Origin of the sequence: Gleimia hominis (assembly GCF_032085515.1) — a bacterium.
Taxonomy (GTDB): Bacteria; Actinomycetota; Actinomycetes; order Actinomycetales; family Actinomycetaceae; genus Gleimia; species Gleimia hominis.
In genome coordinates, this window is record NZ_JASXSX010000004.1 from 33334 (window position 1) to 45446 (window position 12113).

Genomic DNA, 12113 nt, shown 5'->3' on the forward strand with positions numbered 1-12113 from the left:
GGGTTTCGCGTGAGGCGCGGCGACGTTCGCCACGGGCGTGCAAACGGGTAATATATGACAGACAGGGAGGGCGGATGTTTTCACGACGGGTTTTTTCTACTGCACTGGCGCTGGCATTATCGTCTACGGTCGCGGTTACTGCGTGTTCGAACGCGGCGTCACCTAAACCCGTTCCGAGTGATTCAAATACGCCCACCAGTGAGCCGTCTCAGCCGGCAACGCAGTCGCATTACGCCACTACTTTGCGGGCCAAGGCCGCGCACGTGGGGCAGGCGGACATGAGTGTGGATGCCACGCCGGGCCTACAGTTCGGCGCGGGAGTGAACGGCCGCTCGGTGCGGCTTTTCAGTGTTATCGACGAGCCGGTGTTCAATACCGGTGACGTGATGACTGCGCGGTTCGCACTCTACGACGCCGAGGGGCAGGAGCTGTCGCGGGCGGTGCAGACCCAGCGGTTCTGGGATCAAGCGACGGTCATTATGTCCGTGTTGATGAAACTCCCGGAGGACATTGACGCCACTAGCGCGGACGTGCAGTTCACGGTTGAGCCCGACGATAAGCCAGCACCGTCGATGGATACTGGTGCGCGTCTAGACACCGAAGATACCGACGAGGTTCAGACCACCGGTAGGTTCAAGGTGCGGAACGCGGGCGCATTGGACGCCACCAAAACTCTGGCGAACGTAATCTGTTACAACGAAAAGGACCTGATCGTAGGTGGGGACGTCACGCATCCGGGGGTAATTGCAGCCGGACAGAGCCGCGCCGTGAAAGCTGAGTTGGTTACCACGGGCACACCGGCCCGCTGCGAGGTGTTCCCCACCGTGTTCCAAACCCTCAGCCGAGAGGATTCGCAAATACGCAAAAATAATTAGCGTAATTAAAGCACTACCCCGCCTGCCGCGCGAGCGTTACAGGCGGGGTAGTTTTACCCGTATTTGCTGGTGAAAACGGGTTGTCGGGGGCCTTAAGTCACCCCTTGACACTGTGTCATAAAGTACTCTTGAGGTATCAGGCAACGGCCCGTTACCTGCATGTATCTGGTTACGCACCCGCCTTCACTGGCGGCCGCAATGAAGAGGAGGTCCGGGACTCATGGGTGAGCCCAATCGCTTCAAGCGTTTACTAACACCTTCATTCATCGTGCAATTTTTAGCTGTATTTGTGATCGGCTCCCTCATCGGCGTTGGTCTGTTCACGTTTGTTTACGCCAAAGGCTACTCGTATTTAACGAACGACCCCAACGCGTGCAACAACTGTCACGCTATGAATCACGAATACGACGGGTGGATTGCTGGTAGTCACGCGAACGTCGCCACGTGCGGTGATTGCCACACGCCTCACGACAATCTAGTTCACAAATACTATGTAAAAGCCGAAAACGGGTTCTGGCACGCACTGAAGTTCACCACAGGCTGGTACCCCGAGCACATTCAGGCGCGGGAAGTTAGCCGGCGCATAACTAACGACGCGTGCCTGCACTGCCACGCAGACCTAACGGACGAAATGCATCTGACGGCCGGGAAAGAACAAATCCAATGCACCCACTGCCACGCCGAAGTGGGCCATAAGAGATGAGGAATGCCATGAGCAACACCAACAAGCTACCGCGCAGACGGATACTTGTATTATCCGTGGCGATCGTAGTGACCGCACTCATAACTATGAGCATCACCGCGCTCCTCATCAATATTTTGGAGCGCAAGAACGAAGGGTCAGACAAGTTCACTAAAGTAGTGGAGTTAACGGAAGACACCGTGGACCCCGCCGTGTGGGGCCAGAACTTCCCCATCCAGTACGAACAGACTTTGAAAACCAAAGAAATGACGCCCACCGTGTACGGTGGTTCCACAAAAGTTGCACACAAACCCACTGACAAGGACCCCCGCACGTTCGTGTCATCCTCCCGGGTCGAAGAAGATCCGCGGCTCAAAGTGATGTGGGATGGCTACCCGTTCGCAGTTGACTACCGGCACGCCCGCGGCCACGAGTACATGCTGGAAGATCAGCGTCTGACTCGCCGCGTCACGGAGTTTGAACAGCCCGGTGCGTGCTTGAACTGCCACGCCTCTACCCCAACGATTATGCGCAAGCTTGGTGACGGGGACGTGAATAAGGGCTTCGCGAAAATGAACAAGATGCCCTACAACGAAGTGACGAAACTAGCTGAACACCCCGTGAGCTGCTTGGACTGCCACGATCCTAAGACCATGAACCTGCGGGTCACCCGCCCGGCGTTCATTAACGGAATCAAGGCCCTCAAGGCTGGTGAAGGCGTTAAGGACTACGATCCGAACCGGGACGCGACCCGCCAGGAGATGCGCTCGTTCGTGTGCGGCCAGTGCCACGTGGAGTACTACTTTAAAGGGAAAGAAGAAAAGACCCTCACCTTCCCGTGGAATAACGGTTTGAACATTGACGACATTTGGCAGTACTACAAGGAGAACCCACACGTTGACTTCGTTCACGCTGGGACGGGCGCGAAGATCCTCAAGGCCCAACACCCCGAGTTCGACATTTGGTCCAACTCAATCCACGCGGACAACGGGGTGAGCTGTTCGGACTGCCACATGCCGTACGAACGCAATGGGGCGAAGAAGACTTCTAACCACCAGTTGCAAAGCCCGCTGCTGAACATCAATGCCTCGTGCATGACTTGCCATAAGTCCACGGAAGAAGAGATGAAGAACCGCGTGGTGAACATTCAAGACCGGTTCATCCACTCGCGCGACCAGGCGTTCGACTCCCTCACCCAGTTTGTTCACAAGCTGGAGGCCGCCATCAAGGATGGCACCGCTACGCAGGAGCAGATTGAGCAGGCCCGCGAATACCAGAACAAAGCGAGCTTCTACCTCGACTACGTGTACTCAGAAAACTCCTACGGGTTCCACGCCCCCGCCTACATCCACCGGATCATTCAAGATTCCCTGGATGCATCCCGCAAGGGCATGCTGGTGCTAGACGGTGCGAAACCAGACCAGTTGGGCCCGTCCGACATTACGAACAACAACACGAAAGAAATCAAACAGCGTGGGCACTAAGCACTATGCACAGCGCGGAGCCGGGGAAGGTAACCACAACCCCGGCTCCGGCCATCCGAACTACGCGCACGAACTCGTCGACTTTTTAAACACCGCCCCCGAGCATTTACAGCCTTGGGTGGACGCGCACCTCGACGCCATCAAATCCGGAACCGACCCCGCACTGCAAACGCTGCAGGCCGCAACCGAACCGGGGCAACAGACCGAACCGGCGCAGGCAAACGCAACCGTAACCCGGCCGGCGGAAGAGTCCGAACCGGCGCAGGCGACCGGGGCGAGCGCAGGCAAAGACGAGGATGCAGCGCAAACGCTGCCACAGCCTCAGGACCCAAAGGACCACAAAGCGGACCCGAACCACAAGGATGGTTCGCACCGGCAAGAGGCCGCGTACGTCGTTACGGGCACTAACGCGGATCAGGAGGCGGCGCTCGCGGAATTGGGTGAGGACGAGGAAGATGCGCAGCCGCAGATTTCTACGCCTCATTCGCGGCCCGCAAGGCGGATGCCAAAGCGGTCTCCCCTGTCGAAAGGTGCGCGTTTAGCGGTGGGAACCCTACTGATTGTTGCGGTCGTGGGGGGAGTTTACTGGCTGGGCACCACGCATGGGAAGCAGTCGTTCGAAGCTGCCCACGGGAACATGACGAGCCAAATGGAACAAGATTCCGCGCAGTTGTTTGAAAACATCCAGGAGTTGGAACGCAAGAAAGCCGCTGACCCAGACAACGTCGAGATCTTGAACCAGTTAGGCATCAGCTACCTGGATGCGAAAGATGTGTCATCCGCACAAGACAACTTAGAACGCGCCTTGCAGCTGGACCCGAAGAACACGACCGTGCTGTACAACCTCGGGTTCCTCTACATGTCTTCCACTCCGCAGCAGCTCGATCGGGCCCGCGAAGTGTGGCAAAAAGTAGTTGAACTAGACCCCAAGTCTGATAAGGCAAAGACGATTCAAAACCACTTGCCTATGCTTGAAAAAGCGCAGCAAGAAGCACAGAAGAAACAAGAAAAGGAACCATCTGCCCCAGCAGAAACGAAAGACCAATGACCTCTCCCGTCACCCTCCCCATCGCCCTGCTCGCCGGATTACTGGCGTTCGCATCCCCGTGCTTCCTTCCAGTCGTACCTGTTTTTGCAGCCTACGTGGCGGGCACTGAGCAGCAGCGAACCCGCACGGCCCTGAAGCAGGCGGTGGTGTTCACACTCGCGTTCTCCGCAGTGTTTATTGGGTTTTGGCTCGTTGTGGGAGCAGCCGGCAGTTTAATCGCCCAGTACAAAGACCTGATCCGGATCCTCGCCGGCATCCTCGTCGTCATTATGGGCACCATAATCGGCGGTTTTATCCGCATTCCTGCGCTGTCACAAACCCGCCGCGCCACCGTTAACCTCAACCCCGACGAAGCTCCCACACTGCGCCGCTCCACCCTCTTGGGGCTCGCGTTCGGCGCGGGGTGGACGCCGTGCATCTCCCCGGTGCTGGGGTCGATCATCATGCTCGCATCCTCAAGCGAGTCCATGTGGAAGGGCACGCTTTTGATGGTGGTTTTCTGCCTGGGCCTTGGAATCCCCTTCATCCTCGTCGCCACCGGTGTGGGGTGGATGAGTGATCAACTCGCGTTCATGCGCCGGCACCAACGGGGAATCCAACTAACCTCAGCGGTATTACTGATCGTCACCGGAATCCTCATTATCCTCGACTTTTTCACTAAACTATCCGCATTCATTCCAACCCTGGGGTAGGTGCAAACTGAACCAAACCAACACGCAAGCAAACCGAACCCGCAAGGAAACCAGCCAGATCCTACCGACGAGGCACTCGGGCTAACCGGCGGGGGCAGCAAAACAGGATCCCCCGAAAATACGAGCCACGTGCAAGACAAAAACGCAAGACAGAAAACGTAAAACAGAAAACGTAAAACAGAAACCGGAAGACAAATAACCGTAAGAGAAGGAAGGGAAGAAGCTGTGGAGCAACCTTCACGCACCGAACCAACCGTGAGCGTGCGCAACGTGTTCAAGAGCGTGTACCGCATGCTTTATTCCAAGGTCCTTGGGATCGTCGTGATCCTCGCGATGGCGGCATTGGCGCTGGTGGGCACCATGTTGATGCAAGCCCCGATGTCGAAGCGGCACGACCCAGAGGGATACGCGCAGTGGCTACAGACGGCAGATCAGAAGTACGGGATCTGGTCGAAACTGTTCGACTTTTTGGGGTTTTACAACCTGTGGACCTCCCCCTTATTCCTTGCGGTCACGTTCCTGCTGGGCCTGTCAATCGTCGCCTGCACGCTCCACCGCATGCCCGTGATCTGGCGTAAATCCATGCGTCCGCGCACAAAAGTGTCGGACCGGTTTTTTGAACACGCGCAGTACCGCGCGCAGATTCCCGTCAGTGTAGACCCGGCGACCGCGGAAGAAATTATGCGTTCGGCCATGCGTAAATGCCACTTCCGGGTGCTGCCCGCAAAGGAGCATAGCGTGTACGCGGACAAGAACCGCTTCGGCCCGTTCGGCACCGCGATTGCGCACGCCAGTTTCGTAATCATCCTCCTCGCGTTCGCCGTTTCGGGGAACACGGGTTTTGAGGAAACCATCGAAGCCCCCGTCAACACCCCCAAGCCGGTGGGTGGGAACACTGGGCTCACCCTCACCGCCACCTCCTTCAAAGACAGTTACGACAAGGACGGGCACCCCCTCGACTACGTCAGCCACCTGGTGGTGTCCGAAGGCGACCGGGTGCGGGGCCAGCAGGACGTGCGGGTTAACTCCCCCCTCGTGGTGGACGGCGTGCGTTTCCACCAGTCTTCTTTCGGTATCGCCGCGGTAGTTAACGTGAAAAAAGATGGGCATGAGGTCTTTGCTGGCGCCATTCCCCTCAAATACTCTGACGACGAGCAGACAAAGGCGATTGGCCGGGTCGACCTCGAAAAAGAGGACCTGCAGATCATTCCCGTGACCGCGGCGTCGGGCCGGCCCTCACCGGAAATCGCGCCCGGCACTGCTCTGGTGGAACTGTACCGGCTATCCACCGGCGAACCGCTCGCACACGAAGTAATCACCCAGGGGAAAACCGCGAAACTAGAAGGGTACGACGTGACGTTTGACCGCGAACAGACGTACACGGGAATCCTGGTGCGCGAAGACCCGGGGACCACGTGGATGTGGGTGGGGTCCGCACTCCTCATTATTGGGATGCTCATGACATTCGGGATGCGCCACCGCCGCCTGTGGGGCCGCGTGAGTGCCCGCTCCGACGGAGCAGTCATCCACCTCGCATCCGTTGACACTTTGGACACGGTTTACGAACGCCAGTTCCGCCAACTCGTCCACGACATTGACCAAGCTGCCGCAAGAAAGGCTGAAAACCAATGATTTCAATGCTCATCGCACAATACGCGCTGGTAGTGGCCATTATCTTCACGGTCCTCGCCCTGGGGGCGCAAATCCTGGTGGTTACTACCCGCCAGCAGCAAACCGCCGCGCAAACTTCCCGTGCCACCGTGAGCGTGGGAGACGGCCCCGCCGAATACGTCAGCAACGAAGCCCCCGGCAGTGCGAAAGAACGCAAGTACTACTTCTACGCCGTCGCGTTCACCGCGGTCGCATTCGTGCTCCTCACCGCGTACCTAGTGCTGCGGATGATCCACACTGGGCACGGCCCGTTCGCGAACCAGCATGAGTTCTCCGTCGCGTTCGGCTGGGGTATCCTGCTGGCCCTCCTGTTCTTCATGTGGCGCTACAAGGTCCGCACGATCGCCCTGTTCGTCCTTCCCGTAGTAGCCCTCATGCTGATTTACGCCACGCAGCTGGACACGGAAATCCGCCCGCTAGTACCCGCGTTGAAAAACAACCTGCTGCTAACTTTCCACGTGGGGTTCGCGGTAGTGGCCTACGGGGCGGCATGCGTGTCGTTTGGTGCAGCCGTAGTCTATTTGGCGCTTCCCTACCTACCGTTCAAACGCCTTCCCCGCCCCGAAGTGCTTGACGAAGTCGGTTACCGCGCCGCAGCCTTCACGTTCCCCCTGTTGACAATCATGATCATCCTGGGGTCCATTTGGGCGAACGTCGCGTGGGGCCGCTACTGGGGGTGGGATCCGAAAGAAACCGCTTCGTTCGTCACCTGGCTCATTTACGGCGCGTACCTACATGCCCGCGTCACTCTCAAATGGAAAGGCACGCGTTCGGCAGTGCTCCTAATTTTGGGTTTCGTGGCAGTATTGTTTACATACTTCGGGAACCACTTCTTCGATTCCCTACATTCATACGCGTGAGGAGGGCACATGGCACACAACCCTGCGGAGAATCCCACCCCTAAAAGTGGGAAACCGACCACGGCCGTGAACTTCGGTGTCCTCGCGATCATTATTGTCGCGGTTGTGGCAGCGGTGATTTTTACGCAAACCGGCCGCAATAAGGACACGCAAGTGACGCCTCAGGCGCAAGAAGAAACACAAGTTACGCACCTACCGCAGTTCACTGCGAAAGACTTGGATGGGCAAACGTTCGACTCGAAATCTCTGGCGGGCAAACGCACGTGGATCGTATTTAACGCCACCTGGTGTTCGTCTTGCCGCGCGGAAATCCCGGAGGTGCAGCGCCTGGCGGAACGCAACGACGTGGAAATGCTTGCGATCTATTTGAACGAAGACCAGTCAATCGTGGCGCCGTACGCGCAGCGGTTAGGGCTGACGTACCGGCAGATTCCCGACCCGGATGGAAAGATCACTGCGTCTTTTGGCATAGTGTCTGTTCCCAGCCACGTGCTCATCGGAAAAGACGGGTCCGTGCAGATGCAGCACCTGGGTGGGATCAGCGAAAAAGAGATTGAGGACGCGCTCGAAAACTAGCGGCAACAGGGTAGGAATACACATGCAGATTTTGAACATTGAGGACCTCCACGGGCGGCTGCGGACCCTGGAGGCAGCGACGTCGGAACGCGTGCTCGTGGGTATTACGGGGGAACCGGGCGTGGGGAAAACAACGCTCGCTGAGTCCCTGCTGGGGCCCGCGGTGGGGTGGGTTCCGATGGATGGGTTCCACCTTTCCAACAATGTTTTAGAACAGCTGGGGCTGCGGGCGCGCAAGGGAGCACCTGAAACATTTGACGCCCACGGGTACGCGGCGCTACTGCGGCGCCTGCGGCATGAAACCCAGTTCCCGGTCTACGCCCCGGTTTACGACCGCGCGGCAAGCGCCGCCATCGCCGCCGGCACCGCGATTACCCCCGAGCACCGCGTGGTCCTATCCGAAGGGAACTACCTGCTGCTCGACACGGACCCGTGGGCGGAACTGCGCGATATCTTCGACGAAATCTGGTACCTGCAACTCGACGACGACGTCCGCCGCGAACGTCTACTCGCGCGCCACATCGCTTCGGGGAAAACCAGTGCCGCAGCCCACGACTGGGTAGAACACGTAGATCAGGTGAACGCCGCGCGTGTGCGCGAAACAATTGGGCGCGCAGACCTGATTGTCCGCGGCCGCTAGAACGCCCGCGGTTCCTGGGGCGATTTGCCTGGTTCTGGCCGGTTTTCGCAGCTGCCAGTTTCACCCGACCCGGTTCTGGCTGGCTTCAGCCGGTGTCGCTTTCGGCTGATGACTCCGGCCTTGGCTCGCGGCATTGGTCCGGTTCCGGCTATTGCGAGCCGATTTGCGGAAAGTATTGCGCAAAATAAGCTGAGAAACGGTAGCTTAAATCACTAAACCTAGGACTTTCTTCCTTTCCATCCGTTAACCTTGCATTAACACACCGGCTCTATAGTTTCACAGTGGAACTTAATAGGGCCTCTTGTTACAGCAAGTAGAACTATGGAAAAGACTTCATCAACACCAACATGCACTTCCACGCAGTCACCTGCGGGCACGCCAACAGCATCGGCGTCTTCGGAAACTAAAACTCGTAAACCCCCACGATCAGACCGGCCAGACCGATCCGAAATGTGGCTCGCGATCATACTTTTAGCACCCAACTTGGTGCTGCTCGCGATCTTCACTTACCGGCCTTTGATCGACAACTTTAGGCTGTCGTTCACTAACTGGAACATCTCTTCAGATTCGTTCGACTGGATCGGTTTCAACAACTACGTGGAGTGGTTCCGCTCCCCCACCACGTGGCAAATCGTTTCTAACACTGTTATCTTCACGCTCGCCGCCGTGCTCGGATCGCTCGCACTCGGCCTCTTCCTCGCACTCATCCTCGACCAGAAACTGCGTGGCCGCGGGTTCGTCCGCTCCGTCGTGTTCGCCCCCTACATCATCTCTGGGGCAGCAATCGGCATTGCTTTCCAGTTCGTGTTCGACCCGGCAGTCGGCCTGATATCCGACATCATGGTGCGCCTGGGCTACACCGCCCCCGACTTCTACCAGCGGCCCGGCTGGGCCCTGCTGATGATTACCACCACGTACATTTGGAAAAACCTCGGGTACACATTCGTCATCTACCTCGCCGCCCTGCAAGGCCGGCGCACAGACCTCGACGAAGCCGCGGAAATCGACGGCACCCCCGGTTGGCGCCGCTTCACCAAAGTACTACTGCCCCAACTGCGGCCCACCACTTTCTTCCTATCCATCACCGTGCTTCTGAACTCAATGCAGGTGTTCGACATTATTAACGTGATGACCCGCGGCGGACCTCAAGGGACAGGCACAACCACGATGGTGTACCAGGTGTACCAAGAAACCTTCGTGAACGCCCGCGCCGGTTACGGCGCAACTGTAGCGTCAATCCTGTTCCTCATCCTGCTGGTGATCACCCTCATCCAGGTACGTTTCATGCAGAAAGGTGAACGGCCGTGAAATGGTTCCGCCGCGAAACCGGCACCCAACCCGATGAACAAACACACTTCCAAAGCCAATCCACAGCCTTCAAAGTTATCGGCTACATAGCCATGGCCGTGGCTCTGCTTGGAATTCTCGTGCCGATCTACTGGATTCTCGCTGCATCATTCAAAACCCAGCCAGACATTTACACGGTGCCCGCCAACTATTGGCCCAACCCGTTCACCACCGAGAACTACCACACGGTCCGCACCCAAATCCCCTTCACCTCATACCTGCGGAACTCAGTGATCATCACCGTGGTGCTCTCTACCGTAAAAATCGTGCTCGGCGTCCTGTCCGCATACGCGCTGAGCCTACTGCGATTCCGCGGCCGCAACCTCGTGTTCATCATCGTCATCGCGTCCCTCATGGTGCCCAACCAGATCACCGTGATCTCAAACTACGCGATCGTCGCGGACCTCGGGCTAAAAAACACGTTCGCGGGCATCATCCTGCCACTTGCCGGCACCGCATTCGGCACGTTCCTAATGCGCAACCACTTCCTGTCCCTGCCCAGCGAGATTATTGAGGCAGCCCGCATGGACGGCGCGGGCCCACTCAAACTCCTCACGCGCGTGGTACTGCCCATGTCCTGGCCCACCCTGTCCGCATTCGCACTCATCACGATTGTGAACGACTGGAACGAATACTTGTGGCCATTCCTCATGAGTGACGACGAACGCACCGCCCCACTGCAAATCGGCCTCACGTTCTTGCAAAACAACGAAGGCCTCACCAACTGGGGGCCTGTGATGGCAGGGACCGTGCTCGCCGTCATCCCCGTACTCGTCGTGTTCTTACTCCTGCAAAAGAACATGATTAAAGGCCTCACCTCCGGGGCCGTGAAAGGTTAAAGACTTGTCCGCACTCTCCCAGGTTTGTGCAAGATAAAGAAAAGGAAATCATGAAACTAAGAAAGATGCTCGTCGCTACCGTCGCAGCTGGCGCACTTGTCCTCAGCGGCTGCGCCGGCGGAAGCGGTTCCGGAACTAAACAAAACGACGCTTCCGGCGATGTCACAATCGATTTTTGGTCAAACCACCCCGCTAACTCCCGCGAAACCGAAACGGAGCTGATTAAGGCGTTCGAAAAAGAGAACCCGAACATCAAAGTCAAACTCACCGACGCGGGTAAAGACTACGAAGAAGTCGCGCAGAAACTAAACGCGGCCCTGTCTGGCTCCCAGGTGCCGGACGTGGCGATCGCATCGGACGTGACATGGTTCAACTTCGCGTTCCAAGGTCAAGCCGCACCACTGGATGACCTCCTGAAGAAGGTCGATGCGGACACCGCTGATTACGTCCCAAGCTTGTACGACGAATACAAGTTTGAGGGCTCGCACTACGCCGTGCCGTTCTCTCGCTCCACGCCGCTGTTCTACTACAACAAAGAACTGTGGAAGAAAGCTGGGCTACCCGACCGCGGCCCCAAGACGTGGGAAGAATGGGATAGCGACTTCGCACCGAAACTGAAAGAACTCTCCGGGGTGACCCCGCTGTCAATTCCCGACGGCGCGTCCTATATGGACTGGTACTTCCAAGGCATGCTGTGGTCGATGGGTGGTTCCTACTCCAAAGATTGGGACATGAACCTCTCCTCCCCCGAATCTGTTAAAGCTGGCGAGTTCTTGCAAAAACAGTTCAAAGACGGATACTTCGCAGCAGCGAAAGACGCGACCGTGACGTTCACTTCCGGTAAAGCGGCCGCCATGCTGGAATCCACGGGGTCACTGCAGAACGCAGCCAAAGATGGGCGCGTAGACATCGGCACCGCGTTCCTCCCCGCACCAGAAGGTGTGCCCGGTGCCTCCACCGGTGGGGCGGGCCTGTTGATTCCGAAGAAGTCGAAGAACCAAGAGGCAGCGGCGAAGTTCATTGCGTTCATCACGAACGCGCAGAACACCGTGAAGTTCTCGCAGGCCACCGGGTACATGCCGGTGCGCACCTCCGCGGTTGAACTACCGGAAACGAAGGACTACGTGAAGGAACACCCGAACTTCAACACGGCTTTGCAGCAGCTACCTGAAACGCAGAAGCAAGATGCGGGACGCGCATTCGTCCCCGGTGGCGGCGCACGGATCGGGGCTGCGCTAGATAAGATCGCGCAGGGCGCAGACGTGGCAGACACGTTCAAAGCCCTCGACGAGGAACAGCAGACGATTATCGACCGCGATATCAAACCGAAACTGAAGAAATAACTCCAGGCGGGGCTGCTGCGCCGCGCGTGGCAGCCCCTAAAACTGGTTTCAAACAG

At 57.8% G+C, this 12113-nt stretch carries 12 protein-coding genes; all 12 read left to right on the plus strand.

The window, feature by feature from the left end; translation table 11 throughout:
• Positions 1-74: 74 nt before the first annotated feature.
• The 12 genes from QS713_RS07995 (at position 75) to QS713_RS08050 (ending at position 12057) form a co-directional block, all read left to right on the plus strand.
• Positions 75-875, plus strand: a complete 801-nt coding sequence (locus tag QS713_RS07995; RefSeq protein ID WP_313274270.1) for a hypothetical protein — start codon at positions 75-77, stop codon at positions 873-875.
• Positions 876-1095: 220 nt separating this feature from the next.
• On the plus strand, positions 1096-1578 hold the full coding sequence (nrfH, locus tag QS713_RS08000; protein WP_102216650.1) for a cytochrome c nitrite reductase small subunit: 483 nt from the start codon (positions 1096-1098) through the stop codon (positions 1576-1578).
• Between the two features lie 8 nt (positions 1579-1586).
• Positions 1587-3041 (plus strand): ammonia-forming cytochrome c nitrite reductase subunit c552, encoded by a 1455-nt coding sequence (locus QS713_RS08005; protein WP_313274273.1) that lies wholly within the window; start codon positions 1587-1589, stop codon positions 3039-3041.
• Positions 3031-4089, plus strand: a complete 1059-nt coding sequence (locus QS713_RS08010; RefSeq protein WP_313274275.1) for a tetratricopeptide repeat protein — start codon at positions 3031-3033, stop codon at positions 4087-4089. Before QS713_RS08005 ends, QS713_RS08010 begins: the two co-directional genes overlap by 11 nt.
• Positions 4086-4781, plus strand: a complete 696-nt coding sequence (locus tag QS713_RS08015; protein ID WP_313274277.1) for a cytochrome c biogenesis CcdA family protein — start codon at positions 4086-4088, stop codon at positions 4779-4781. Before QS713_RS08010 ends, QS713_RS08015 begins: the two co-directional genes overlap by 4 nt.
• A 225-nt stretch (positions 4782-5006) precedes the next feature.
• Positions 5007-6413: a cytochrome c biogenesis ResB family protein gene (locus QS713_RS08020; RefSeq protein ID WP_313274279.1), complete on the plus strand. Its 1407-nt coding sequence runs from the start codon at positions 5007-5009 to the stop codon at positions 6411-6413.
• The gene (gene ccsB / locus QS713_RS08025; protein ID WP_313274281.1) at positions 6410-7312 is read left to right on the plus strand and encodes a c-type cytochrome biogenesis protein CcsB; all 903 of its coding nucleotides are present in this window, start codon (positions 6410-6412) and stop codon (positions 7310-7312) included. The genes QS713_RS08020 and ccsB overlap by 4 nt, the downstream gene beginning before the upstream one ends.
• A gap of 9 nt (positions 7313-7321) precedes the next feature.
• Positions 7322-7888, plus strand: coding sequence for a TlpA family protein disulfide reductase (locus QS713_RS08030; RefSeq protein WP_313274282.1), 567 nt, complete (start codon positions 7322-7324; stop codon positions 7886-7888).
• 22 nt (positions 7889-7910) lie between these two features.
• Positions 7911-8528: a nucleoside/nucleotide kinase family protein gene (locus QS713_RS08035; protein WP_199171092.1), complete on the plus strand. Its 618-nt coding sequence runs from the start codon at positions 7911-7913 to the stop codon at positions 8526-8528.
• Between the two features lie 321 nt (positions 8529-8849).
• A complete protein-coding gene (locus QS713_RS08040) occupies positions 8850-9836 on the plus strand; it encodes a carbohydrate ABC transporter permease (protein ID WP_313274285.1) in 987 nt (328 codons plus the stop codon).
• Positions 9833-10714: a carbohydrate ABC transporter permease gene (locus tag QS713_RS08045; RefSeq protein ID WP_313274286.1), complete on the plus strand. Its 882-nt coding sequence runs from the start codon at positions 9833-9835 to the stop codon at positions 10712-10714. The genes QS713_RS08040 and QS713_RS08045 overlap by 4 nt, the downstream gene beginning before the upstream one ends.
• Before the next feature lie 50 nt (positions 10715-10764).
• Positions 10765-12057, plus strand: coding sequence for an ABC transporter substrate-binding protein (locus QS713_RS08050; protein ID WP_313274289.1), 1293 nt, complete (start codon positions 10765-10767; stop codon positions 12055-12057).
• Positions 12058-12113 lie beyond the last annotated feature (56 nt).

Bases quoted from the DNA above. Each gene is read 5' to 3' on its own strand.
- QS713_RS07995 (WP_313274270.1), top strand. From the start codon at position 75: ATGTTTTCACGACGGGTTTTTTCTACTGCACTGGCGCTGGCATTATCG.
- nrfH (WP_102216650.1), top strand. From the start codon at position 1,096: ATGGGTGAGCCCAATCGCTTCAAGCGTTTACTAACACCTTCATTCATC.
- QS713_RS08005 (WP_313274273.1), top strand. From the start codon at position 1,587: ATGAGCAACACCAACAAGCTACCGCGCAGACGGATACTTGTATTATCC.
- QS713_RS08015 (WP_313274277.1), top strand. From the start codon at position 4,086: ATGACCTCTCCCGTCACCCTCCCCATCGCCCTGCTCGCCGGATTACTG.
- ccsB (WP_313274281.1), top strand. From the start codon at position 6,410: ATGATTTCAATGCTCATCGCACAATACGCGCTGGTAGTGGCCATTATC.
- QS713_RS08030 (WP_313274282.1), top strand. From the start codon at position 7,322: ATGGCACACAACCCTGCGGAGAATCCCACCCCTAAAAGTGGGAAACCG.
- QS713_RS08035 (WP_199171092.1), top strand. From the start codon at position 7,911: ATGCAGATTTTGAACATTGAGGACCTCCACGGGCGGCTGCGGACCCTG.
- QS713_RS08040 (WP_313274285.1), top strand. From the start codon at position 8,850: ATGGAAAAGACTTCATCAACACCAACATGCACTTCCACGCAGTCACCT.
- QS713_RS08050 (WP_313274289.1), top strand. From the start codon at position 10,765: ATGAAACTAAGAAAGATGCTCGTCGCTACCGTCGCAGCTGGCGCACTT.